This is a genomic window from Lyngbya sp. CCY1209 (assembly GCF_055795065.1).
This window is the reverse complement of sequence record NZ_JAYFER010000502.1, coordinates 1-26490: the sequence shown is the minus strand read 5'-3', so window position 1 is coordinate 26490 and position 26490 is coordinate 1. Positions and strand designations below refer to the sequence as shown.

15 protein-coding genes are annotated in these 26490 nt (G+C 40.8%); 9 read left to right on the top strand and 6 right to left on the bottom strand.

The genetic code is table 11. The annotated features are described in order from the left end of the window. Positions 1 to 514 precede the first annotated feature (514 nt). The 9 genes from AC0QHF_RS16285 (at position 515) to AC0QHF_RS16245 (ending at position 15058) form a co-directional block, all read left to right on the top strand. Positions 515 to 2128 carry a tetratricopeptide repeat protein gene (locus tag AC0QHF_RS16285; protein WP_324705285.1) on the top strand — a complete coding sequence of 538 codons (1614 nt, stop codon included), beginning with the start codon at positions 515 to 517 and terminating at the stop codon, positions 2126 to 2128. 94 nt (positions 2129 to 2222) lie between these two features. Continuing rightward, complete coding sequence (locus AC0QHF_RS16280; protein WP_324705284.1) at positions 2223 to 3539, top strand: nucleotide sugar dehydrogenase; 1317 nt, start codon at positions 2223 to 2225, stop codon at positions 3537 to 3539. Continuing rightward, the gene (locus tag AC0QHF_RS16275; protein ID WP_324705283.1) at positions 3536 to 4480 is read left to right on the top strand and encodes a Gfo/Idh/MocA family protein; all 945 of its coding nucleotides are present in this window, start codon (positions 3536 to 3538) and stop codon (positions 4478 to 4480) included. The genes AC0QHF_RS16280 and AC0QHF_RS16275 overlap by 4 nt, the downstream gene beginning before the upstream one ends. After that, positions 4473 to 5051 (top strand): acyltransferase, encoded by a 579-nt coding sequence (locus tag AC0QHF_RS16270; RefSeq protein ID WP_324705282.1) that lies wholly within the window; start codon positions 4473 to 4475, stop codon positions 5049 to 5051. Before AC0QHF_RS16275 ends, AC0QHF_RS16270 begins: the two co-directional genes overlap by 8 nt. A gap of 20 nt (positions 5052 to 5071) precedes the next feature. Next, entirely contained in the window at positions 5072 to 6229 is a 1158-nt protein-coding gene (locus AC0QHF_RS16265; RefSeq protein ID WP_324705281.1) for a DegT/DnrJ/EryC1/StrS family aminotransferase, read from the top strand. A gap of 153 nt (positions 6230 to 6382) precedes the next feature. After that, complete coding sequence (locus AC0QHF_RS16260; protein ID WP_324705280.1) at positions 6383 to 7603, top strand: tetratricopeptide repeat-containing sulfotransferase family protein; 1221 nt, start codon at positions 6383 to 6385, stop codon at positions 7601 to 7603. Between the two features lie 102 nt (positions 7604 to 7705). Next, on the top strand, positions 7706 to 10465 hold the full coding sequence (locus AC0QHF_RS16255) for a tetratricopeptide repeat protein (RefSeq protein WP_324705279.1): 2760 nt from the start codon (positions 7706 to 7708) through the stop codon (positions 10463 to 10465). Continuing rightward, positions 10462 to 13257 (top strand): methyltransferase domain-containing protein, encoded by a 2796-nt coding sequence (locus tag AC0QHF_RS16250; protein ID WP_324705278.1) that lies wholly within the window; start codon positions 10462 to 10464, stop codon positions 13255 to 13257. Before AC0QHF_RS16255 ends, AC0QHF_RS16250 begins: the two co-directional genes overlap by 4 nt. A gap of 76 nt (positions 13258 to 13333) precedes the next feature. Next, the gene (locus tag AC0QHF_RS16245) at positions 13334 to 15058 is read left to right on the top strand and encodes a tetratricopeptide repeat protein (protein WP_324705277.1); all 1725 of its coding nucleotides are present in this window, start codon (positions 13334 to 13336) and stop codon (positions 15056 to 15058) included. Between the two features lie 6 nt (positions 15059 to 15064). Here the strand turns inward: AC0QHF_RS16245 and AC0QHF_RS16240 are convergent, their stop codons facing one another. From AC0QHF_RS16240 to AC0QHF_RS16215, 6 genes are all read right to left on the bottom strand, one after another. Then, complete coding sequence (locus tag AC0QHF_RS16240; RefSeq protein WP_324705276.1) at positions 15065 to 16495, bottom strand: glycosyltransferase family 4 protein; 1431 nt, start codon at positions 16493 to 16495, stop codon at positions 15065 to 15067. A gap of 50 nt (positions 16496 to 16545) precedes the next feature. Then, the gene (wecB, locus tag AC0QHF_RS16235; protein WP_324705275.1) at positions 16546 to 17640 is read right to left on the bottom strand and encodes a non-hydrolyzing UDP-N-acetylglucosamine 2-epimerase; all 1095 of its coding nucleotides are present in this window, start codon (positions 17638 to 17640) and stop codon (positions 16546 to 16548) included. A gap of 20 nt (positions 17641 to 17660) precedes the next feature. Further along, the gene (locus tag AC0QHF_RS16230; RefSeq protein ID WP_324705274.1) at positions 17661 to 20261 is read right to left on the bottom strand and encodes a tetratricopeptide repeat protein; all 2601 of its coding nucleotides are present in this window, start codon (positions 20259 to 20261) and stop codon (positions 17661 to 17663) included. A gap of 14 nt (positions 20262 to 20275) precedes the next feature. Beyond that, positions 20276 to 21823, bottom strand: a complete 1548-nt coding sequence (locus AC0QHF_RS16225; protein ID WP_324705273.1) for a tetratricopeptide repeat protein — start codon at positions 21821 to 21823, stop codon at positions 20276 to 20278. Positions 21824 to 21863: 40 nt separating this feature from the next. Beyond that, positions 21864 to 22679, bottom strand: coding sequence for an FkbM family methyltransferase (locus AC0QHF_RS16220; protein WP_324705272.1), 816 nt, complete (start codon positions 22677 to 22679; stop codon positions 21864 to 21866). A gap of 142 nt (positions 22680 to 22821) precedes the next feature. Further along, positions 22822 to 26016, bottom strand: coding sequence for a glycosyltransferase (locus AC0QHF_RS16215; protein WP_324705271.1), 3195 nt, complete (start codon positions 26014 to 26016; stop codon positions 22822 to 22824). Positions 26017 to 26490: the final 474 nt, after the last annotated feature.

Genomic DNA, 26490 nt, shown 5'->3' with positions numbered 1-26490 from the left:
TGTGATGCGGCGGGTGAAGCTGTCCCAACAGAAGCGCGATCGCACCGGATATTGACTCCTGTAACTCAGCCGGCGCTCCATTACATATTTTTAAAAAATTGTCAAGTGCGGATAACCGAACGCTTTGTTCCGTTAAACCGAACGGCGATTCCTGCTAAACTCACGCTCTTCGTGTAGCACGGGCATCTTGCCTGTATAATCGAGAGCGTCGCACCCATCCTGTCAACCCCCAGCGCTCATGGCCCCATCGGAATCGCTGACGACACCCGTTGTTTTGATTATCTTCCGGCGTCCGGACACGACGCGGAGGGTGTTTGACGTGATTCGGCGGGTGAAGCCGTCCCAACTGCTGGTGATTGCCGACGGCCCGAGGGCGGGCGATGCGGCGGAGGCCCGAAAGTGTGCCCAAACGCGGCGGATTGTCGGGGGGGTGGATTGGGATTGTCGGGTGTTGACGAACTATTCCGATGTCAATTTGGGCTGCAAGGAGCGGGTTTCCAGCGGGTTGGATTGGGTGTTTGGGTTGGTGGAGGAGGCGATTATTTTGGAGGATGATTGCATTCCCGACCCGAGTTTTTTTTGGTTTTGTCAGGAGTTGTTGGAACGGTATCGGGATGATGGCCGGGTGATGCAGATTATCGGAGAAAATACCCACGGTTATAAATCTCCAGAGTACAGTTATTTTTTTTCGTGCTACAGTTTTTACTGTGGTTGGGCAACTTGGCGGAGAGCTTGGCAGTTGTATGATGGCAGTTTAAAGCTGTGGCCGGAACTTCGGAAAACGAGCTGGCTCAAGGATCTGCTTCAGTCCGAACGAGCTACGAAATACTGGGAAACAATATTCGATCTGATTTATAATGGCTTTAATTCGTGGGGATGGGCTTGGAGTTTTGCGTGCTTTGCCAATCGAGGGCTTTCGGTCAACTCGAATTATAATTTGATTACTAATATTGGTTTCGGCTCCGAAGCGGCTCACACGACCTGGGAAGTCGATGAAATTGCCAACTTGCCAACAGAATCCGTGGGCTTTCCTTTAAAACATCCACCTTCGGTTGAACGCGATTTTCGGGCAGAACACATTATCGACAAGCATCGATTGAGTGGAAGGAAGTATTTTCACGGACTCAGAAATCGCGCAATAGATAGTTTGAAAAATCAAGAACATGAAGAAGCAGTCCGGTTATTTGAACAGTGCATTAGTTTCAGGCCAGATCTGTTGGGATTGCTTTATGGAAAGGCTGTTGCGTTGGGGAAGAGTGGAAAACAAGCCGAGGCGATCGCCACCTTGAACCACTTGTTGTCTCGTGTTCCCCGGCATCGGAAAGCAAATCTACTTCTGCAAACGCTTGAAAATCCGTTTTTTGAAAGTCAGTTGGCAAATCAAACTGTTTCTTTGCAAGATTTGATTTTGGAAGAACAAGACTTCGGCTGTTCTATTCCCAAATCTGTTTTTTTAGAATCTCCCACAAAATCAAACCAGTTATTGATTTGGGGTATGGATGGTCGGAGCGCCAATTCGATGTCCAATTTAATCAAAAATTATACGGATAAGTTTTCGGTTAATTTTCCCGGTTCAAGTCTGCAAAATCCGGAAATCCCCATCTTTAAAATTGGGGATCGGGTCAAAATGATTGTCGTCATCAAAAATCCGATCGCATCTAATATCATGTTTTTGTTGCGACAGATGAACGGGTGTTATTCAGAACTTTCTGAGGGCCAGATAGAGGGATTGGATTGGAAAAAACTGTGTGTCAATTTGGTCAATTCAGATCCGCTTTGTGCCATCAAATGGTTGGATGATAAATTGAAAAATGACCTTCAGTTTGATGCTTACTCATCTCCTTTTTCGATTTTAGGGTGGAAGACTTATCTCCGTCAAAATCATCACGTTTTGATTTTACAAGATGAAATCAGTCCGTCTGAAAAAGAAAGGATCGTTTCGATGTTTTTGGGGGTCGAAAGTTTGAGATGGGGCGACGAGTCTGATGAGATGCAAGTTGTGTCAGTGATGAAAAATATGAAGTTGCCCGACAAATATTTGGAAGCGTGTTTGAATTCCAAGTTTACCCGGCATTTTTTCACCGCCAGTCAAATCGAGAAAATTTATCTTTTGTTTACGGGAGGATAAACAATGCTGAACACGGGGGCGCTTTGGTGGGGTTGGTTTTTGAGATAAGATGGTCGGATTGCCAATTGCTAAATAAAATTACAGGAAACGGGAAATGGATTGTTCGGACAAGCTAAAGGATAAAATTAAAACCCATGAGGCGATCGTGTCAGTTGTGGGATTGGGGTATGTCGGCTTACCTTTTGCCGTCGAAAAGGCAAAGGTTGGGTTTCGGGTGATGGGCATCGAGCAGAGCCCGGCCCGGGCCGAACAAGTGAACCGGAGTCAGAATTATATCGGGGATGTCAAGGATGAAGAGTTAAAGTTGGTGGTCGGCGAGGGAAAGTTAACAGCTTTTACTGATTTCGATCGGGTATCGGAAGCGGATGTGATCGTGATCTGCGTGCCGACACCGCTGACGAAAAATTTGACACCCAATTTGAGTTATATCGAGAGTGTGACGGCGGAAGTTGCCAAGCGTTTGCGGCCCGGACAACTCATTACGCTGGAGTCTACGACCTATCCGGGGACGACAGATGAGGTGATGAAGCCGATTTTGGAGCAAGTGAGCGGACTCGAACAGGGGAAAGATTTTTTTCTCGCCTACTCTCCCGAAAGGGTCGATCCCGGCAACAAGCGATATACAACTCGGAATACGAATAAAGTTGTGGGGGCTTCCGATCCGCTCTCTTTAGAAATTGCAATTTTATTTTATCAACAGACGATCCTTCACGTCGTTCCGGTCGGCAGTGCCAAGGCGGCCGAGTTGGTCAAGGTTTTTGAAAATACGTTTAGGGCGGTCAACATTGCGTTGGTTAACGAGTTGGCCATCTTGTGCGATCGCTTGGAGTTGAATGTCTGGGAAGTGTTGGATGCGGCGAATACCAAGCCCTTTGGCATCATGCCCTTTTATCCGGGGCCGGGGGTGGGCGGCCACTGCATTCCCCTCGACCCCCACTATTTGGAGTGGAAGGCTAAGGAATTTAATTTCAATACCCACTTTATTGCATTGGCGGGAGAGATCAATCGCAAGATGCCGCAGTTTGTCCGGGAGAAAACTTGGCGCGTTCTGAATCAGAGGGGGATTGCACCCAGTCGGGCGAAGATCCTCGTGGTGGGAGCGGCTTATAAAAAAGACTTGGGAGACTGGCGGGAGTCGCCGGCCGTTGAGGTGATCGAGTTTTTGTTGAAAGATGGGGTCGAGGTGGTGTACCATGACCCTTATGTTGCCGATCTGCCCGTCGGCGGCCATGAGTTGTCTTCGGTGGACTTGACGGATGAAACAATTGCAGACGCAGATTTGGTGTTAATTGCAACCGATCATACTCGGATTGATTATGTCAATTTGGTGGAGAAGGCCCGTGCCGTTCTCGATACTCGGGGTGTGACTCGACATTTGGACTGCAATCAGGAAAAGGTGATTTTACTGTGACTCAGGTAATTGTTGTTGGTGCGGGCAAGTGGGGGCGAAACTTGGCTCGAAATTTTCACGAGTTGGGGGCGTTGGCGGGCGTTGTGGAAGTCAACCCCAGCTTGCGGGAAGAGGTGGCCGCCACTTATCCGGGGATGTCGATTTATGAAGATTATCAGCAAGCCCTGACGACGGATGTGCCGGCGTTGGTTTTGGCGACCCCCGCCCCGAGTCACTATGAGTTGGCGATGATGGCTTTGGAGGCGGGCAAGGATGTGTTTGTGGAAAAGCCGATGACGCTGCGAACCGATGAGGCGCGGCATTTGGCGACGTTTGCGGATAGGGAATCTCGAATTTTGATGGTGGGTCATTTGCTGCTGTATCAGCCCGCCATCGATTGGATGCGAGATTATTTGGCGACGGGCAAGGCGGGAAATGTGCTGCACGTGGCGACTCGACGGCTCAAGTTGGGTCGGGTGCGGCGCGAGGAAAATGTTTGGTGGTCGTTTGCCCCCCATGATGTTTCGGTGATTTTGGAGTTGTTGGGAAAACCGCAGTTGCAGGGGGTGGCGGCGGGCGGTCACGCCATGTTGCAGCCCGGGGTCGAGGATAACGTCCACGTCGATCTGAATTTTGCCGGGGGCCAGACGGCCCACGTCCACTGTTCTTGGTATTGGCCGGTGTTGGCTCGGGATACGGTGGTGATTGGGGACCGGCAGATGTTGGTTTACGACGAGGTGTTGCAAAAAATCACGATTTATGATAAGGGGGTTGATGGGGATTTGAATAATCGAGATGATGGCAGCGAGGTGGTGGAAGTGGCGGATTCTCAGCCGTTGAGGATCGAGTGTCAGCATTTCTTGGACTGCGTGAAAAGTCGGCGGCGTCCCCTGTCGGACGGTTGGAATGGGGTGGCCGTGGTGGAAATTTTGGACAAGGCGACGGAGTTGTTGAATGGCTGATTATTTTGTCCACGAGTCGGCTTGTGTGGACGAGGGTGCCGATGTGGGGGCGGGAACTAAAATCTGGCATTTTTGTCATATAATGGGCAAGGCTAAGATCGGCCGGAATTGTTCCTTTGGGCAAAATGTTTTCGTGGCTAACAATGTGGCGATCGGGAATGGGTGCAAAATTCAGAATAACGTTTCTCTCTATGAGGGGGTGATTCTAGAAGATTATGTGTTTTGTGGCCCTAGTATGGTGTTTACTAATATTAAAACCCCCCGTTCTGAGTTTCCCCGCAATACCAGTGATGATTATTTAACGACTGTAATTAAACGGGGGGCGAGTATTGGGGCGAATGCCACGATTGTTTGCGGAATAACGCTGCATGAGTGCGCTTTTGTTGCTGCGGGGGCGGTGGTGACGAAGGATGTTCCGGCTTACGGGATGGTGGCGGGAGTACCTGCAAAACTCATCGGTTGGATGAGCGCCTACGGGGATGTGTTGGAGTTTGATGCTGAGGGGTACGCCGTTGATTCGATTGGCGTGAAATATCGAAAGATTTCGGCTGTGGAAATTGAACAAGTTTAGAGTGAGGAGATTTGTTTAAAATGAGTCAGACTAAGATTCCTGTTTTGGATTTAAAACCACAATACGAAAGTATTAAGGGGGAGATTCAGGCGGCTATCAATCGGGTGATTGAGTCGAGTCAATTTATTATGGGGCCTGATGTTAAGGAATTTGAACGGGAGGTGGCGGCTTATCTGGGGGTTAAGTATGCCATTGGGGTGAATTCCGGTACGGATGCCTTGGTGATTGGTTTGCGGGCTGCGGGAATTGGAGAAGGGGATGAGGTGATTACCACTCCTTTTTCTTTTTTTGCGACGGCGGAATCGATTAATAACGTCGGGGCGAAGGTGGTGTTTGCTGATATTGACGGGAGTACCTACAACATTGACCCCCAGCAGATTCGGGATAAGATTACTTCTCGGACTAAGGCGATTATGCCTGTGCATTTGTATGGACAACCTGCGGCGATGGGACAAATTAGGGAGATTGCCCAGGAACATGGTTTAAAGGTGATTGAGGATTGCGCCCAGTCTTTTGGGGCGAGGTATGCGGGTCAGTGTCAGTTGGATTGTGTTTGTCAGGAACAGACACGGGAGGCGATTAGTGGTAAGGCGACGGGTACGATTGGTGATGTGGGGGCTTTTTCCTTTTTCCCGTCTAAGAATTTGGGGGGTTATGGTGATGGGGGGATGATTGTCACCGATGATGAGTGGGTGGCTGAGGTGGCTCGGATGCTGCGAATTCATGGAGCGAAGAAAAAGTATCATAATGAGGTTGTGGGGTATAATTCCCGGTTGGATACGATTCAGGCGGCGGTGTTGCGGGTGAAGCTGCACTATATTGATAAGTGGAATCAGGGTCGGCGTCGGGTGGCTGAGGTGTATAATCGGTTATTGGCGGATGTGGAGGGTGTGGTGACTCCGGGTTTGGCTGAGGGTCATGTGTTTCATCAGTACACGGTTCGGGTGACTGGCGGAAAGCGCGATGGGTTGAAGGCGTATTTGGCAGAGCAGGGGATTGGGACTATGATCTATTATCCTGTGCCACAGGATCAGTTACCTGTTTATAAAGGTCAATATGAGGCTTGTCCGGTGAGCGATTTGGCGGCGCAGGAGGTGTTGAGTTTACCGATTTGGCCGGAGTTGGAGGAGGAAGTGATTGAGAAGGTGGTTGGTGTATTGAGAGAAGGATTAGATTAAGATGCAATCGGGTTCGAGAAACTGAGGAAGATGTAAAATGCTTGTTTTTTCATTCAATTTAAAATATTGATCTCATATGTCTCAAAAGCGTTTGAGCAAAAAAGCCAATCAACTCAGGTGGCAAGGTTAATTTGATGAAGCGGTTCTGATTTTATGAAAAAAGCTTTAAAACGAAAGCCAAATCTTGATACTTTAAATAATAGTTTTGATCGGCTTTTACATCAACTTGGTTCTTTTTACATTGCTATTTTTGTTCTCCAGAAAGCTGTAAAACTTTATCCCAACTGTTTTTGGCTTCGTTATAACTTGGGGAAAGTATATTTCAGGCAAAAACGCTTTGACGAAGCTATCAATTCTTTACAACAGGCGATTCATCTGAATTCTTTATCTCCAGAAGCTCAGAATAAACTAGGAGAAGTGTTATTAGAAAAAGGTGAAATCAGCCAGTCAATCACTTGTTTTCAGAAAGCCATTGCAATCAGCCCTCATTCAGCTTGGTATTATCAAAATCTTGGAAATGCCAAAGCTCAAATGGGAAGTTTTAATGAATCGAGATCATGTTACACACACGCTATTCAGATTAATCCCGATGAAGTTAAGCGTTACCATAATTCCTTATTCATTAAGCCATGCAGTTCAAAAGACATGGTTAAAAACCCTATTTTTATAGTCGGTTGTGGTCATAGTGGAACTTCAATTATGCTGGCGATTTTGAGTTCTCATCCCTCGCTTCACCCTATCCCTAAAGAAAGTAATCTTTTTATGAAAAGTGATTGTGAAATAAGAGCTACTCTTCATCAGTGGGATAGAAAATGTCGAGAAGTAGGCAAAAAGTGTTGGGTTGAAAAAACGCCCACCCACATCTTTCAGATTGGACAACTATCTTTATATAGACCAGAAGCGCAATTTATATTAATGCTAAGAGATGGCAGAGATGTTGCTTGTTCTTTGAAAGCAAGACAACCGAATGGTGTTTTCTCTACAATGGTTGACCGATGGATTTATGATAATTTAGCAGGTCTTCAATATTGGAATGATTATAGAGTGAAAGTAGTCAAATATGAAAGTTTAGTTGTCAATCCAGCAACAACTTTAAAAGATGTGTGTGAATTTTTACAAGAAGACTATACTTCAAGTATGCTTGATTATCATAAGACACCCAGGTTTTGGTACGGCGAGCAAATCCAAAAACCTGAAACTCATATTGGTCAAGCTGTACATACCCAATTGAGAAACTGGCAAATTAATCAGCCAATTTTTGATGGTAGAGGAAAGTGGAAAACAGAGATGAATGAACAAGAAAAGATTATATTTAAAGATAAAGCTCAAAAATATTTAGAACAATTTGGATATGTAGATGATGATAGTTGGTAACGTACCTGTTATGAGTAAATTCTGTCAATATAAGGAGAATCAATTATTAAGAATTGATATAAATTAATTTTATTAACATAGTCTAAGAATGGTAAATTGAAAATGATTTCAAACAGCATAATCAAAAAAGCAAGTGGTTTACAGCGACAAGGAGAGCTAACTTTGGCTCTTGACCTTTATTATAATATCATCAAAAGAAATCCCACGTTTTATTGGGCTTATATCAAAGTCGGAGAAATTTTAATTCTTCAAAACAAATTAGATGAAGCTATTAAAAATCTACTTCAAGCTATTGAGATTAACCCTAGTTCGACAACTGCTTCCTCTATGCTAGAACGAGCACGAGTAAAAAAAATGAGCAACATTAACGTCAGTGAAGAATTTCAGACGGACTACTATTGTGCAACGTTAGAAGAAGGTAAGGTTGTTTTTCGCAGTAAGCAAAGTTTAAAAAAGATTTGCCGTTTAGCCTCTTATGTATGCGAATATGCAACAATTTACAGAGTTTACTACGGAATAAAAGATTATTGGATAGAATTAGATACTACTGATAACCTTCAGGTAGGCGACACGATTGAAATTCGTAATGAATTTCAGTCTGGGCGGGCAAATTTTCCAGTGGTGCATACAGCTAATGTTGTTGAAATCGATCAAACCCGCATTCGTATTGATACCTTACCTAAAGAAAATGCGCTTTTGACAGAGAGAGGAGTGTTTATATGGAAGCGTGCTGTTGCGGAAATTACACAGTTTGAAAAAACTCAAGCTGATATTCTAGATGAGTCTTGTACCTGGATTATTAAAGGTCACAGTGATCAAATAGCTGTAAGCATAAAGTTTTCATTTGAGCATCACAGTCAAGAGGTTTCTGTTACCGCAAACAGGAAGTTTTTAAAGTCTCTTGATGTTATTAACGAGCGCCTTGTTTGGAATGACCTTCCTTCTTTATGCAAAGTTTATCGAAAAAACAGGAAAATCGACTCAAAAATATTTCAGCGTTACTATAATGTTGATAAACAAGGAGCATTATTTGGGGAAGGAAATGATGTGGGTTTGCATATTTATCATGTTCCCGAAATTTCTTCTTTAAGTGTATATCGTCCATCGGCTCAATTTAAGCTCAGGTCAATCAGTAAATTTTTCAACCCTCCTCACGATGTCTTCGCTGCGACTCCAGATATCCATCCAAAGTATTATGCGTCGGCAGTTAGTTACAATTTTGAAGATGTACAGTTTTCTTCTCAATTCGCTAGTGTCACCAAGGTCTGTGGACTAAAAATATGCTGGTATAACCTTGACTCAAAACCAAAATCAGTAACTGTATCCGTCAAGGAAGGGGAAGCAAAAATAACCTTTCAGTGCGCTTCTGATAGTGTTGTTGATAACTTTTACTTTGATCGAGTCTTTGAATGTGAAGAGTTATTTATTTCAGTCTCACCACACTCATATTCTGCAACTGGTGTTGGTAGGGTCTACATAAGGGTTGTTGACTTTATGGTTGACGGAGCAGATTTTGACTTGGCGGTAAATCTTGATGACTATAGAGATCATAGGTTTTACAATCATTTAGAACCAGAGTTACGGAAAGGTGTGATGGTTAACATTACTGAGAATCATTCAACAAGCCATCGAAATGACAAGGATGCAAGCATCTCACAGTTTTCGCTTCGACTTGGAAAACCGCCTGCAATACTTCCACGTTTAATGCATATACCCTTTTGCTCTGAGGCATTACTGCTTTGGACTGAACACGCAGATAGAACCTGTATCAATACTCATCGAGCTGCCTACTTTGGTCGCTCAGATATTATAGACGCGAAAGATGCTATTGGTGGTTTTGTCCGGTGGGGAATTCCTGTAACCAAATCTGTGTACTATGCGAATCCAAGTAAATTACCTTGTAGCAAAGCTTTTCCTTATACAACTTCGTCAATGCTCGATGATTTGTATTTTCAGGATTTCTGTTTTAAGTTAGCGAAGCTAGGTTATGAAATTTGCCCCCATGCACCTCAACCTGATAATGCTCTACCCAAGGCTGCAAAAGAAACTGTAGAATACTTTTCTGATAATTTTCAAAGCCAGACGTGGATCGATCATAGTCCCCTGGCAATTCATTGTGGTCTTTCAGGACAGGGTGCTAAACAACAATCCCCGTACTACATGGCAAAAATATGGAAGGACTTTGGATTTCAGTATTTTTGGCAAACTGGCTCTGAGGATATGACGGTAGATGAGGGGATTACAATTAATTCCCAGCAAATTCGCTTAGGAGACTGGTGTCATACACCGCTTTACTGGAGGCATTCGACAGAAACAGGTGATTTAATCTCGTGGATATCTACTCGTGGAGGTAGTTTAAAGGGATACTCAGAACAAGAGTTGGATTCATTAATCAATGAACACGGTGTCTGTATCAATCACACTTATCCAGGTGCCTTATATGAGAAACCATATTCTTTTTTACAGTACCTGAAAATTGCTGATGATGGAACTGCACGTTCAAGTGCATTTTTTGATACAGTTTTGAAACGCATTCACAATCGTATTTCTGAAGGGAAAATTCACGCAAGTACCATTGGTAAGATATTGGCTTACTGGGTTGCATTAGAACAAGTTGAAATTCTCTTTGATAGAGATGAAAAAACCATACTAAAAAATAATTCAAAGACTGATATAGAAGGGTTTACAATAGCTGTGGAGCAAGAATTTAATACCCCTAGCCATTCCAATTATGAAGTCAAAGTACGTCATGTGGGAAAAGATACATTGATATGTTTTACATTTAAAGCAGGTGGCATTGTAAAACTTCAGGAAGATACAGGCAAACTGGTCTTATTATTTGATGAGGAGGCAGATCAATGAAAAAAAACAACTTCATCCAACTATCTATTAATCATGTAGATAAAATCGAGAAGTGCGACATCTTGCAAAAAGATGAGTGGGTCTTTTTTGATGGTCACGTTGTTGAGGCAGGTTTAGATTATCGTGTTTATACAAACATCTCTAGTTCTAGAGCAGTGAAGCTTTCGATACTGGATGGAGCGATGGAGCTTGCTGCTATCTTGGAAATTGAGCTTGTCAACCCTCCCGAACGGATTGAAGGGCAAAGTTGCAATCCTGAATATGGCACAAGCTATCAATCTATTGGGATTGTAACAATTCCTCAAGAAATGGCAGGTGGCATCTATTACATAGATGGCAAGTATGCTTTTTTTGTTTCGAGAACATTTGAACCTAATAATTTAACAGTTGTCGTTCCTTTGACAACTATGCATTTCTTTAACACTATGTTTGGGTACAATGCTTATACTCAATCTTATTTATCAGGAGAAAGGCGTCATCCTTTTTCTGCTCGCCGCCCCATAAGTACACCGATTGCAACAAAAAGTATGTGGATGGAAGGTTTCACTAAATGGAGTGTAGAAACTTTCACCGAAAAAAATAAAATTAGCTTTGTTGGTGATGATTGTCTCAGAGAACACCATGTTCTTAAGTTGTCTAAGCTAGTGATTATAATCGGTCGAAGCGAGTATTGGACAAGAAGAGCCAGAATAGGTTTAGATAATTTCATTCAGGCTGCTGGTTCTGCGATATTTTTGTCAGGAGAAACAATGTATGTTGAAGCAGAGTCAGTAAACTGTGGCGATCAATACCGAATTAAGTCTCCGAACAAACACTGGAAAGGGACGGGCGATGCTTATCCAGTTTTGAATTCCATCGGGCCTAATCCTTTTGATGGTGGTTTTTTAAATTATAAGCCCCATGAGTCCGATCCCGGATATGGTGATTTCACTATTCTTAATAACTCCAAACTATTTGATGGAACTGGACTCAAAGCGGGCGATAAGATTAGATTACCTAGCACCGCTTTTGATGGGATACCGATAGAAAAATACTCAGATGGAATTCCGGTTTTGGACAGAACGGCTCTTCGTTCGTTTTCGGAGTTCTACTTAATTGGATACTGCTGTGGAGAAAATTCTCCAAATGGAAAAATTGGGGCTTTTGCAGCTTTTAGAAAATCTTCAAAGAGTGGTTTATGTATTCACTTTGGCTCCATGTCTTGGACTGGGGCGCTAGGATTGGGTGGAGAAGGTTTAGATAGCGAAAAAGTTTCTCAAATCGTCAAAAATTCAGTTGGTCTATTGAGTAGCTCAGATAAAACTTGGTTTGATGAGGAATGCACAAGTAGCTTGAAAGCTGAATCATCAATTAATTCGGACGAGAGTAAATGTATTATTTGCGGTGCGCCTGTAGCTGATTTCAAGTTACACAAAGGGAAACCACGCTCTTGCCCCTCATGTGGTTCCAGCGAGCGCGTCCGCACGTTTGCTAAAGCCTATAATAGTGGTTTACTTAATGTCAACCTCAAGCACCAAAAAATGTTGTTAATTTCACCTTCTGGTAGCGAGCGCAGGTTTTTAGGCGCAATTGAAGGTTTATCAATAGACACCATAGATATAAGACCGCAGGTGAAACCCGATATTTTGGCTGATATTTGCGCCATGCCAGAGATTAATAGTGACACTTATGATGCTGTCTATGCAAGCTGTGTTTTGAACTGCGTTTATGACTTAAATGCTGCTTTATCAGAAATTCATCGCGTACTCAAGCCCAGTGGTGTGTTCTTGAATGTGGAAATGCTAAATCTAGGCCTAACAACCATAGAACGCACCGATGTTGAGCAAATCACAGAATATTATGGAAAAGATGCTTTTCAAGAATATCGTGTAGGTGGTTACAGATCTTTAGGCGAATTGGATTATCATCAAATACTTGGCAAATATTTTGATGTGGATATGGTTAATGTATTTGATGCTCCATACGAGAAAATACAACGGTGGCACTTATGTACAAAAGGAATGAAAAATTTGGCTTTACAGGAGCAAAGTACATGGGTAGAAATTAAAATTAATGAACATCATGAATCTAAAGCTAATGATTTACTTGCCAAGGAATACTTTAATATTTGGGAGACATATCCGATACAAAGGATGACGAACGAGATCGAAAATTCCTGGCTTCTTGAGTTGGTCAAACCAAATTCCAAATGCCTCGTTTTGGGTTCTGGGGGAGGAAGAGAATTGAAAGCTCTGCTTGGTTTAAAGTGTGACCTAACGGCAGTAGATATTTCCCCTCAGATGATATCAGTTGGACAAGATAGGTATGGAGACAGTACAATTCATTGGGTTTTGGGGAACATACATAGTTTACCTAATAATCTTCAGGATTTTGACTACGTTATCTGTTTGGGAGCAACCATTAATTATCTCAAGGACATTAATCTTGCTTTAAATAGAATATCTTCAGCGCTTTGTGTGGGTGGAACGCTAATTGTATCATCGATCAACAAAGAACATCCTGTTGAGATGAATGCAGTTACTCAATTGCCAAACCAAAGAGTCAGAAATTTGTACTCTACTGACGAAATACAAACTCTATTCAATCAATGTAATTTGAGTATAGCTGAAATTCGTGGCTATCGTTTTTTAGTCGATCTGTTACCACCAGAATGGAATCAGAATTTCCCAAACGCTAGTTCAGAAATTCAGAACTCTTTAACAGATTGTATAAAGCTAGAAAAGAGCTTGATCAATCTACTTCCATCAGATCGAGGTAAGTTCTTTTGGACAATTGCTCAACGTTCAAAATAGCAACCTATAAGTAAAATTAAATTTTTTTTAATTAAATTGAGTATTATTTCTATTTCAAAATCTATGGTTTTATAATATGAAAAATTATAATTTACTAGAGTTGGCTAAATATTACCAGAAATCAGGCAATTTAAACGAAGCAATCTCCTTGTATCGAAAAAACGCCAAGCTCAATTATAATAACCATTTATCACACCATCTATTAGCACAAGCTTTAGCTGAAAATAATGAATTAGATGAAGCTGTATATGAATTTGAGAAAGCTATTGAGCAAAACTCATCTACTATTGAATCTTATTTTGAGTTGGGAAAAGTGCTTTTCCAGCAAAAAAAATATGATCGTGCAAAATACAACTACCATCTGGCTCTGAAAATCGATCCTAAATTTGCTGAAGCTTATTACGAACTGGGTAGAGCTTTAGTACAACAAGCTAATTATTATGCAGCGATCGCCAGCTTAAAAAAAGCAATTAAATTTAACCCTAATCACCAATTAGCCTATGAGAGCTTAATTGATTGTCTGAATCAACAAAATCGTTTTGAAGAAGCTGAAACTTATCATACTCAATTGTTGAAATGGAAGAATAAGTCACCTGAAAATGTCAAGAGTGAGGAGAACAATAAGTCAGACAATTCCAATCAAACTCCTATAAATACTAGCAAATTAAGTTTTTTAGCTTTAATTAGGTATCACTGTGAGCATCATATAGAAATGTATAGATTGGCTCAAGGTAATAGTTCTGACTTTTATTACGAGGAAGTCGCTTATCATCCTATGGCAGAGGGCAAATATCTGTCTTGTATAGCCTCTATGCGAAGAAGCGAGTTAATTAGCACGAGTCAGCACAATAAATTACTCTCTGATAGCGTCAAACTGTTAACGCAATGCTTACGTTCTTTAAAAAGCGATCGAACTCTATGGGGACTGAATTTTAAGTATAAAGATTTAGACAGCAATGAATACTATGTTATCACCAACTCAATTATTTTACTGGGCTTTTTGTCCAACTATGTATTCACTGATTCCCAAGAGATTATTAGCAATATCCAGGCTAAGTTAGCCTCAGAGTTGCTTAACTTTGAGAAGCATGAGATCAAACATGAAAGCCATAAATTTTATGTACCAGCTTTTAGTAACAATCTGAATGATATTGTTTATAACTCTATCGCTATGTGGGCCAAAAGCTTATACTTATATCAATCTATAGCGGATCAAAATGCCAGCAAAGATTTTCATCCTATTGCAAATTGGATCATTTCTAAGTCACATAAAAACTACGGTTTTCCTTACTCAGAATCCAACTCAAGAATAGATTTACTGCATAACGCTTATATTATTTACTCATTACTGACACTCTCCAGCATTAACTCCATTGAGTCAATAGCAATAAAAGCATTGTCACCGTTCATGTATTGGGATAAAGTAATTGACGTAATAGATATCAAAAATATCAATAATGCTAAAACCACCAATTACAACTTTCAAAGCATGAGATATCTCTTAGATAGCGACAGTGGCAATTTATTTTATTTTATGGATAAACCTGCGAGAAACTGGTCTTTAGGAGAAAGTTTATTAGTGGCAACCTTATTAGCCTCATCAAAGAACGTAAAAAACCCCGAATATTGGAATAGTATGTGTTACTACTTAGCAAAAATATGCTTAGAACGTTTAGCCAATATTAATCTTAACCTGAACGATAGCAAGCAAGTATTTTTTAGAGATAGTCTTCATCTGACGCATGGGTTACTACTCTACTTAGAACTAAAAAGGATGAGTATTGTCAAAGAATTTCCATAAAACAGATTATGTTAAATCCTCTAAGTTTGAGGAATATTTAAACTTAGATGCCAGGTAAAATGATTGCTCTGCCTCCGTAGATTTGCCTTCATTTAATTGAGCTTGACCACAACAATAATAGTATTTATAAAACAAAGAATTAGTCAACGATGCGTCGTAAAATATATCAAATAAATCGTTGGATAAATCATCTAAATTTTCCCTGCTATTTTGAACAATATCAGAGCCATCTGGTTGTCTAAAAAGTTGATATTTTTTTTGAATATCTTGATTAACTATGTTGAAAAAACTATCCTGATTTTCCCAAGAAAAATATTGATTCAACATAGAAAATTCCTGAATATGCCTGACATAAGCATCTCGGTTATCAATTAAACATTTTATGACATTAGCAAGATGGTCAATATTCTCAGCTTCAAAAACTTCACCAACTTTCCACTTGCGAACAAACCTTCCCATAGAATCACAATTACTAACCACTATAGGTACACCACTGTGCATATACTCAAATAACTTATTGGGTAATGCAATTTCAGCATTTGGATAATGAATCATCGGGTGAATAGCAACAGTCGCATCTCTGACAAAACTTGAAACCATTTCTGGAGGGACATAAGGTATAATATGTAACCTGTCTGAACATTGATAACTTTCGGCACTTGACTTCAAAGATTCTATGTAATCACCCTGATTATTAGTGACTAGCACCAGATGAACTCCAGGAAGTTTTGGTAGAGCATCAACAACGGTATGTAAACCTCTGGCTCTAGCAACACCACCAACGTACACTATCAAAGGTACATCTTTTTCTAAGCCAACTACTTGCCTCACAGTCGGTTCATAATGTGGGTTAAATGTACTATATTTCGGAGCATTAATTAAAACTTTAGGAGGATTTGACAAACGATACTCTTGAGTCAACTTTCGTGACAACATTGGCGATACAGTAATCAAACAATCAGGTTTATGTATGCACTCACTCTCGTGTTCAAGTGCCAACTGACGGATTTCATCATCTGTTGTTGTTAAGCCCCTAACGTACTCATGTAAATCGTGAATCCAGTATACAAATTTGCCTTGCGATCTTAAGCTATTGACAATTTTTTTCCCAATTAAAATAGTATTATAGTCGTGAGTATAAACTATTTCTGGACTCATTTGTTCTGCATAAACCAACATGGAAGTCATAAAATAGTCAACCATAAATTTCCACCTGTCTACTCTTGACTTAACTCCGCTCAAGAAATAACCAGGGTTTGGGAATAAACGAACTGGCCAATTACTAATTCTTTTTAAAATCGGCTTTGTTTTTAATTCTTTATCACCGGACATTCCATATATTTCTATCTTATGTTTCAAGCTCTCCAAACTATGAGCAGATTTGAGTACACGATTGTCATTACTAACACTATTTAATACAATCATCAAAGTTTTCATATTTTTTTACCGGATGATATTGTATTCAACTTAATCTCAATTGGCTTGATTTAACCAAACTTATATGAAACAATCTTTTTTGCAATTTCTTCAGATGCTTTACCTCCACCATAATTAATTGTAGGCAAAGAGGCTGTCTGAGTTTCAAGAGCTTTTAAAAAAGTTCTATAAATACTCTCGGCATCAGTAGGTTCTACTAAATAGTTCCAACCTGAACTTACAAGCTCAATCCACTCAGTCTCGTTGCGGTAAGTAACACAGGGAACTCTATGAAAGTATGCTTCTTTTTGAACCCCTCCCGAATCAGTACAAATCAACCTAGAATTAGCTTCTAGTTCATACATCTCTAAGTACCCCACTGGTTCTATTATGCTCACATGACGATAATTTTCAACTAATAAATTAGCCTTGAGCTTAGTTAAAGTTCTCGGGTGCAGAGGCACAATAACTTGAAACTTTTGACCCAGCATATCCAATGCTGTAATAATAGCTTTCAACCTATCTAAATTATCAGTATTTTCTGCTCGATGCAAGGTTGCTAAAATATAGTCACCTCTTTTAAGGTTATGCTTTTCAAGTGCATTATTCAAGTTTTTTGATAGGGATTCTTGCCGTAAAAAAACATCATACATGACATCCCCCACCAACTCTATTTTAGTTTTACTAATTCCCTCATTTATTAAATTAGTCACTGATGTTTCAGTTGGAGAAAATAAGATATCTGCAAGATGATCGGATACTACCCGATTGATTTCTTCTGGCATACTTCTATTCCATGAACGTAAACCGGCTTCAACATGAATAGATTTAATTTGTAATTTAGCGGCAACTAGACTTCCCGCTAAAGTTGAATTTGTATCTCCGTAAACAATAATCGCTGTTGGCTTTTCCTCTAAAATAACTTCCTCTAATCTGATCATCATCATTCCAGTTTGATACCCATGAGTACCAGAACCTACTCCCAAATTATACTTGGGAGATTGCAGGGATAATTGCTCAAAGAAAATATTTGACATATTGTCATCATAATGTTGACCTGTATGCACAATTATTTCTTCACACAGACCTATTTTTTTGAGTTCACTTGAAACAACAGCAGATTTTATAAATTGAGGTCTAGCCCCTAAAATTGTAAGAATTTTCATTTGATTTCCTATAAGACTCATTAGAGTAAAGCACACACAGCTTGATAAAATTGATTCTTTGCATTATCCCACTGCCCCAACTTCATAAAAACATCACCGCACTTAGCATAACTATTTACAAACTTAGGATTCAGATTATTTGCTTCTTGATAAGCATCAACAGCCTCTTTCCATTTACCTAACTCACTCAAGCACTCTCCCAAGTAGTAATAGAAAATATAATGAGAATCTTGCTCTACAAGCTTTTCAAACAATTTTAAAGCGTCTTCATATTTTGATCGTTTTAACAGATCAATACCTTGTTGAAAATCTTGATTATTCGGACTCTTTAAATTTTTAAATGAATGAAAAATAATTTCAGAGAAAGTTTCATTAGCTTGTAATGAATTAACGGATATTACTTGTTCTAAAAAAGATTGATCACCTTCTGATAATTCTAAGATATTAGAAGATGGAGGCACAGTAAATTCTTGGCTTTCTTCTATATGCAGAATCTTTCTTGTCGTGAGTATCAACTCTTTTAATTGATCAATAATGGGATGAGGAAAATTTTTTTCTATAAGATTCCAAGAATTAAGTTGAGGTACTATAGAATTAGAATTCCACTTGCCATAACGATGAAAATTAGTCAAATTCTCAGCAAACTTAATATCTACCGCCATAGCATTAATATCAGCCAACTTAAACCCACAATGCCCAACTTTCAAAGTGCAATCGCCCACCTGCGCTAAAACAGAATGTTCCTCATCCAACAATTCCAAACCAACCTGATATAACTTTTGAGTCATAGCCCCATCCAAGTTTCGGTCTTTGTTCAAATTCCGCCAAATACTAAAATCCAGTCGCTCTAGCAATGGCTTGGATAAACATCGACCCATCCCCGTAGTTTCTCCCAACCTGACGGCATCCACCTGGCTGGTGTACCCAACCCAGTGTATCATCTTTTCGGTTTGTAAATCAAAAAAATAAGCATCCGTAATTCCGCAAAAAACTAAACCCTCCTTCAACTTGCGATCGTAAAACTCAATTAAGCTTTGAGAAATTAAATCATCAGAACCCACAATGATCACCGCATCAGGATTATAGTCTCGACACCTATTAATGCCATATTCCCACTTATCACTCAAAGGCTGGTTCTGATACTCAACATAATCGAAACCGCAGGACTCGCAAAGTTGGCGCGACTGCTTACCCTCAGAACCCACAGCCAAAAGCTTCAATTCAATTGAACCAGATAACTCTCGCTTTAAGATGGAGTAGTAAGAAAGAACAACCCGAGTCAATTCGGGACGCTTCCAGACACAAGTCAGAATGACGATTGTATTGACCTTGGATGGGGAAATTCCATTTAGCTTATCATTAATCATTGAATCTGTCAAGTCCGCGATCGTCTTTCCCCAAATTTTTTGGACGTTAGGAATGGCAATCAATCGGCGTACATCTTGAACGACTTGCAAAAAGTTGTTCCCCTCCAAAGATTTTCCCCGCTTGATGAAAGCTTCCGCCAACAACGGAAAAACATCTTTGAAAATCGGACAACCATTTAGCAGGGAAGAACATTGCGCGATCGCCTGATCGTATTCCTGTTTTCGGAGATGAGCTTGAGCTTGCTTAACAATTTTCTCTCCAACTTCAAGTTCGACAGAAAAAGAACTCTGTGTTTTTTTCTGTTCTTCTGATTGTCCATAAGTCTTCACCTGACGCGATAATAAAGAACTCTGTGTTTTTTTCTGTTCTTTTGATTGCCCAGAAGTCTTCGCCTGACGCGATAATAATGATAAAGCTTCCAGTCTTTTTTGAACTTCAACCTGTTGAGGCTCTATCTGCAAACAACGACGATAACAACTTTCTGCCTCGGAAAGTTTGCCCAACCGTTGTAAGATTTCCCCCAACTGTAGATTGATATCTAGAGAATGAGGGGCGATGTTTCTCGCCTTTTGATACTCAAGAACAGCATCTTCCCACCTTCCCAACTTTCCCAGAATCATCCCCAAATCGTAATAAGCTTCTGCCACTGTAGGATTCAATCCAATCCCCGAACGATAACTGGCGATCGCATCTTCCCACTGACTCAACTCCATGAAGACTTTACCCATGCCAAAATAACCGTCGGCACTCGGACGATGACTGACAGCTTGACGATAAAAAACCAATGCCTCAGACCAAAGTTTCTGTCTGGACTTCAACTGAGCCAACTGTAAATAAGCATCAAAACAGGAAGATCCCATATCCAATGCTTTCTGCAAAGCCACCTCTGCCTCACCGCTCCGCCCCAATTTTCCCAAAGCTATGCCCAAAGAGTTATAATGAAAAGACTCGGGGTGAATGGCGATCGCCTTTTCCAAATACAAAACTCCCTCCTCACAACTTCCCCGTTCTGACAGCAATTTTCCCAAGCTATAAAGAGACCACACTGCCTTAGAATTAACTGATATGGCATCACGATAAGCAATTATTGCCGCCTCCACATCACCCATTTCGGCGAGAGCATTCGCCAAATTTTCGTAATAAATATAAAAATCAGGATTTTCCCGAATAGCCAGACGATAGGAATCGACAGCCTCTTTTAATTGACCGTTGAGGACGAGAGTATTGGCATTTTTAAAGTGGTTGGACGGCATAAAATAATTGAATATTATAGTTGAGAATTTTGGGCGATCGAGTTAATTTTTGCAATGGTCGATTTTGGCAGGTGTTTGGACATGATTTTTGCCGACTCTTCCCGAGACAAAATCGTTTGATTTTTCATCTTCTTTAACAAACTAAAAGGTGTGATATTTTCTGAAGTTTTAATGTCCACAGCAAAGCCCTCGATTTCCTGCATCCAAAATCCACAATGACCGATTTTTAGAATTTTTGAATCATTCTCAACTGGAATCAAATTCTCATGGTCGAGAATTTGCAAGCCCAAATCTAATAGCTTCTGGGTTACAATTCTATCAAGTCGCTTGTTAATTTGCAACCCCTTCCAGGCACTAAAATTCAATCGATCGAGCAACGGTCTAGCCAAACACCTGGCCATGCCAATCGTCTCTCCAAACCTTCGAGTATCTAGTCTGCCGTATCCCTTCCACCACATCATTTGACCACTCATCACATCCCAAAAATATCCATCCTTAATCCCCACAAAAACTAACCCTTCCCGCAACTTTTGATCGTAAAACTCAATCAATCCCCGAGACACAATATCATCGGAGCCCACAATAATCACCGCATCAGGATCGTAATCAGCGCACCGATTTAAGCCATATTCCCACTTGGCACTCAAAGGTAAATTCGGATGCTCCAAATAATCAAATCCACAAGACTCACAAACCTGCCGAGATGTTTCACCCTCCGAACCAACCGCCAATAATTCCAGTTGAATTTTACCAGACAACTGTTTTTGAAGATCGGAATAATGAGATAAAACAACCCGGGTCAACTCGGGCCTGCTCCAGACGCAAGTATATATAACTATTTTGTGTATTTTTTGGCGATCGGAGAGTTGGGAGTTATCCCAATTTTGAAACTGACCTTCGACAATATTGCCCCATAATTTTTGCACCACCGGACGACAAACTAAACGTCGCAGATAGGGAGTGACCTTTAAAAAAGCGTCTCCTTGTTCGAGTTCACCCTTCGAGGTATAAGCTTCACCCAAAATCGGAATGATATCAGCCAACCCAGCATTCTTTTCCAGAATAGATAGACAATTTTTGATCGCCAAATCATATTTTTGAGCCAGCAAGTGAATTCTAGCTAAATCATATAGCTTTTTTTCTACTTCCGCTTGATTGGGCTCAAGTTGCAGCGACTTTCTGTAAGCTACCGCTGCGATTTCAGTCTCACCCTGTCGAGCCAAAGTATCCGCCAAAGTCTTTTGAAACAAATGACTATTGGGATTGTACTCAACAGCCTGAGAGTAAGATGCGAGAGCCACTTCCACTTTTCCCAAAGCCAAAAAAGCCTGTCCCAGCCGATAATGAGACCAAGCTGAGGACGGATTCAGCTCGATAGCAGCTTGGTAAGCTGCCACTGCTTCTTCCCAAATTCCATTTCGAGCTAGTGCCTCCCCCAGATAATGATGATGCCAACAAAATCCCGGATTGTTTTCGATGGCTTGACGATATAAGTAAAGCGCCTCCTCTACCTTCCCAGCCGACAACTTTTGATTTGCTTGTTCGATATAACTCGCCATCATGGATAATCTTTATAATTTGAAATCAAGGAAAATATCTGCGCTAAATCATCATTTTCCCGACCAACTTATGAACTTCATCCACAAAACCTTGAGTAATCGGTTCTGGAGCAAACAACCAATCACGATATTGATAAGAAGTATCGCCATAAATTTTGGCTTGAGGCTTCCATGATGAAGAATCATTAATATGATAATATTGATAGCCGTAAGGTTTCATAACTTCCATCAACTTTGATTCAGTTCTGCCCGCCAAAACTTCACAGATTATCCAAGGTTTATTTTTGCCAATTGTTTCACTACAGCCGAGTAAAACATCGGGTTCAGTCGCTTCCGTGTCAATTTTAATCACCGAAGGCATCAAGCCAATTTTTTGACAATAATTGTCAACCGTTTCTAATGGAACAGTGATGGCTTTGATACTTTCTCTAAACCCTTTGAGCAATGAATTAGAAGAATCCGTTCTCCGAGAGAGATATAAGTCAGCCGTGCCACAACTGCCACCCAAAGCCAACTCCTCAACTCGATAAGACAAACCATTATCTTCCCCAATCTTCCGAGCAATTGCCGCCAGGTTGGGAGTCGGTTCAAAAGCGTGTATGGTCAATCCTTCCGGTTCTAAAATTGATGCCAAGAAGAAAGAATAAACCCCGATATTTGCCCCGATATCAAAAAAATCACGGTGGCCGACGACATCTCGCAGTAGAAAAAGAGCGGTTGCCATCGTATGCGGTTCATACTTGCCAATACCATTTTCTGCAAGGAGCTTCGCAACATAAGCACGTTCAGCACCATTCAGGACTAAACTTTGGGGTTGATTGCTCCTACAGTCAAGTTGTGGAAGCTTGAGAGTTATCATGTAAGTTTTCCCAATTTATGTTGTGATGCTATTATTGTATAGCATATTCCCAAAACAAGCAATTTATTTTACTCCATGATAATTGTCAGATTTTAAATCAAACTAAATTAAGATTATCGAATGGGTTTCACATCCCCTGAAATTAAACTCCTATTTTTTTAATTTCTATGATTTTGTCGGCATCAAAATTTTTGATGAGTTCTCTTTGAACATAGTCTTTATTTTTATGCTCTTCATAGATGGTAGTGTTCAAGTCAAATTTATCGCTGTGTAGAATCCATCCCGATTTGTGAGGGACAACCAATATCGGAATATTGTTATCTCGGGCATATAACCCCATCCATATATCCGCCATATTTGAGGTTTTAAAATATTTAAAATCAATTTTAATCGTACTTGTGTGAAATGCCATAACACCCGTCCCTCCAAAGTGAACGAATTCTTCTGACTCTACATTTCCCAAACATCGATACATTATTTTAGAATCTTTGTAATATGATTTTGGATTGGGTTTTAAGATCCGGCCGTGACAAGTTACAATAACTCTATGATCGTATTTTTTCAGAGTTCTGAGCAGGGTGGCAACATAATCGCTGGGATAAATCAAATCATCATCAATCGAAAAGTAATAACAGTTGTCGTAACTTTCGAGACCATAAAATTTACCGGCATCGCCCATATCTATTTTTGTATCTAATGAACTCACGATTTCTATTTTTTCATGAGTTAAAAAATCAAATTTTTCTTTGTATCCATTTTGATAAACAATTAACTTGTCAACTTGAGGCAGGATGGACTCGACAGTGTCTTTCAAAGCATCTTGCCTTTGAGGTAATGTTGCCATTCCGCAAACTATAAAACTAAAATTTAATGAATATTTTCGGAAAGAAGTTGGCTTATTTTCATTGGCTATGCTAGTCTTTACTTCATCGATAAATTTGTTTTTTACATAAAAATTATTCAAATTTTTTCTTTTAATATGTTCTTGTTTAAATTGGCTCACATAGTCCAGTCTGGCTTGTGAGTTGTCAGGGTTATTGACCGTCTGATTTTTGGGGCTAAAGTAGGCTATAGTAAGAACTTGGTTCAAAGTATGTACTTTGGTCGTACCATAACAAGTTATAAATCTTTCAAAATACTCAGTATCTCCTCCAAATCTAGTATCATCATAGTACCCCAGATTTTGAAAAACTTGTTTTGAATAAATGACCATTGAATGGCCCCTTTTTTGAGATTTTAGATGCTTTTTAGTTGGATATTCAACCCGAGCATATCCAGTTATAGAAGCCAAAAAATCCCCTTTTTTCATTTCTCTCAATTGGGTTTCTATTTTTTCGGGAAACATTAGATCGTCAGCGCCATGCGTAGTAAAAAAATCGAAGTTTAATTTTTTAGACACAAATAATCCGTAATTGATGGCGTTGTAACTGCCAACATTTTTTGGGGTTTGGATTGCTCTAAAATTAATATTTTTTTCTTCCTCTTGCTTTAATATTTCAAAGGTTTGATCTCTGCTGCAATCATCAATAGCGATAATTTCGATAAATTTATAAGTCTGATTTAATACGGAATATATGGAGTCTCGTATTGTCGCCTCGGCATTGTAAGCCGGGATGAAAACTAAAACTATATCCCCCCGTTTGTCCTCAGATTTTAACTGCTGTAAAGCCCGACTCAAATTAAAATGAGTCCAAGATGAAGTCCAAGCTGAGTTTGATGTGAGATCGATCACCCGCTGATAGGCTTCAACAGCCTCTTCACGGCGCTCTAATTCTAGCAAAACATCTCCCATCAGTTGCCAGATAGAAGTCGATTCGGGTTGCGATTCTACTGCGCTTTTCAAGTCCAACAACAACTGATTGTAAAGCTCCAACTCACGACTTGATGGATAACCTGAATAGTTGGATTTTTTCTCGCCAGACAAACCCAAAGTAATAGCTTGCTGATAAGCGGCGATCGCTTCTTCGTGCCGACCCAATTCCATCAAGGCTTTTCCCATACCGAAATAAGCGTCACCACGGGACAAAAAACGATTGACTTGCTGATATAAAGTCAATGCTTCCGACCACAGTCTTTGTTCTGATTTCAATTTGGCTAACTGCAAATATTCATCGACCCGATCTAATATCAAGTTTTTTCCATTTGCATTTTGGCGATCGCTTTGTGTATTATTGGGAGTTTCAGCATCAGCAATTATCAAAGGATTAATTTGCCGCTCTTCTGGGTTCATCATGCTCTCATGATCTCCATGAGAGACTAGATATTCGGAGACTTGGTAGAGGGAAAAGCCCGAACGATGTAACTTGTCAGATATCTGATTTCCCACTCCGGAAGACAAATTTGGGTTATTCTGCCACCGAGATAAGCTGATCGGTTCAATGCGATAGTTCAGAGCTTCTAAAAAACTGCTCTCGAACAGCATCAACATATCAACCCATTGAGTTTTAAATACTTCTACATCGCCAAACTTATATTTGACACGCTCAAAACGAGTCCAACATTGAGTTCGATTATCAAACCCTAGATTTAATACTATTTTCTTTGGATCTGAAATTGCAGACCAACAGTCAATGACTTTCTGAAAAAAACCAGAACAGATTTCTATGTCGTCTGGCATATAGATAAAAAAATCGACATTTTTTTGAGAAATATACTCGAAAATATGATTGACTAATTGCCAATATCGTTTTTTACCGTGATTCTTATATCTGTGGACTGTCAAACTTTTGAGGCGGGTGTAATTACGGGCTTCTTCGACAACGGGATCTCTGCTGCCATCATCAAACACATCGACTGATATATCAAAGTTACTAGCTTCCCTATTGATTTGTTTTAACAACCTCCTTAAAAGTTGATGCCTATTGAATGAAGGAATGACAATTTGTAACGAGGTTTTTGATAGTTTTTTTGAGCCGGTCTGGCTAATTTTTTTTCGGAATTTTTCGGAGTTTTTCGGGGTTTTTATATCCACATTTTGCGTCCCGTTTTGAGGCGATGTTGTTTCCGCTTTTCCCGATCGCACTCCCACCAACTTCGGCTCAACCGCCACAGCCCGATCGCCCGCCTTTTCCGCCTCCTCAACCCGTCCCACCTGCCGCAAAACCCGGCTCAAATTCAAATGAGACCAAGCCACCTCCGGCTTCAACTCCACCGATCGCCCATAAGCCCCGATCGCCTCCTCCCAACGCCCCAACTGCTCCAGCGCCTCCCCCAAATTGTGGTGAGCCAGATAAAAATCCGGGTTGTGGCCGATCGCACTCCGGTAAGCCGCCACAGCCTCCTCAAACTGACGGTTCCGCAGAAATTGATTGCCTCGGCTAAAATCGCTCGCTACCATACCAAATCGAACAAAGGGACAGGGGACAGGGTTTGCATCACTATAGCGCTGCTAGAGGGTAATAGGGAATAGGGAATAGGGAATAGGGAACTGAAACGGCTTTTCGATAAGGGTTTTAAGGTTTCTTACCCCATTTCCATTTAAACTGTAACCACGCGAGCGCTCGTTGCTATAGATTGTAATGTAGATCCGCGCACCTGAAAAGTTCCCGAACCGAAAAAATTTTTTCACCCGCCCCGGGCCGGGGGATAAGCTGTCAGCGGTCAGCTATCAGTTGTCAGCACGGGTCAATCCCCCGTGAGTGCGAGATCTCGGGTGGCGGCGATGTCCCGACCGTTCCGAGTGCCGCCATGCCCAGGGGAGGATGGCCGGGGTTCCGGTATCGTGGGGGCAAGCCTCTGCGATCGCCCTCCTCACCCAATAAGGGTTGGATATCCAAACCGCTTGGGAATCAATTTCAGAGGGCGCAAGCCT

Coding starts and splice junctions, on each gene's coding strand:
- AC0QHF_RS16280 (WP_324705284.1), top strand. CDS start 2,223: ATGGATTGTTCGGACAAGCTAAAGGATAAAATTAAAACCCATGAGGCG.
- AC0QHF_RS16270 (WP_324705282.1), top strand. CDS start 4,473: ATGGCTGATTATTTTGTCCACGAGTCGGCTTGTGTGGACGAGGGTGCC.
- AC0QHF_RS16265 (WP_324705281.1), top strand. CDS start 5,072: ATGAGTCAGACTAAGATTCCTGTTTTGGATTTAAAACCACAATACGAA.
- AC0QHF_RS16260 (WP_324705280.1), top strand. CDS start 6,383: ATGAAAAAAGCTTTAAAACGAAAGCCAAATCTTGATACTTTAAATAAT.
- AC0QHF_RS16255 (WP_324705279.1), top strand. CDS start 7,706: ATGATTTCAAACAGCATAATCAAAAAAGCAAGTGGTTTACAGCGACAA.
- AC0QHF_RS16250 (WP_324705278.1), top strand. CDS start 10,462: ATGAAAAAAAACAACTTCATCCAACTATCTATTAATCATGTAGATAAA.
- AC0QHF_RS16245 (WP_324705277.1), top strand. CDS start 13,334: ATGAAAAATTATAATTTACTAGAGTTGGCTAAATATTACCAGAAATCA.
- AC0QHF_RS16240 (WP_324705276.1), bottom strand. CDS start 16,495: ATGAAAACTTTGATGATTGTATTAAATAGTGTTAGTAATGACAATCGT.
- wecB (WP_324705275.1), bottom strand. CDS start 17,640: ATGAAAATTCTTACAATTTTAGGGGCTAGACCTCAATTTATAAAATCT.
- AC0QHF_RS16230 (WP_324705274.1), bottom strand. CDS start 20,261: ATGCCGTCCAACCACTTTAAAAATGCCAATACTCTCGTCCTCAACGGT.
- AC0QHF_RS16225 (WP_324705273.1), bottom strand. CDS start 21,823: ATGATGGCGAGTTATATCGAACAAGCAAATCAAAAGTTGTCGGCTGGG.
- AC0QHF_RS16220 (WP_324705272.1), bottom strand. CDS start 22,679: ATGATAACTCTCAAGCTTCCACAACTTGACTGTAGGAGCAATCAACCC.
- AC0QHF_RS16215 (WP_324705271.1), bottom strand. CDS start 26,016: ATGGTAGCGAGCGATTTTAGCCGAGGCAATCAATTTCTGCGGAACCGT.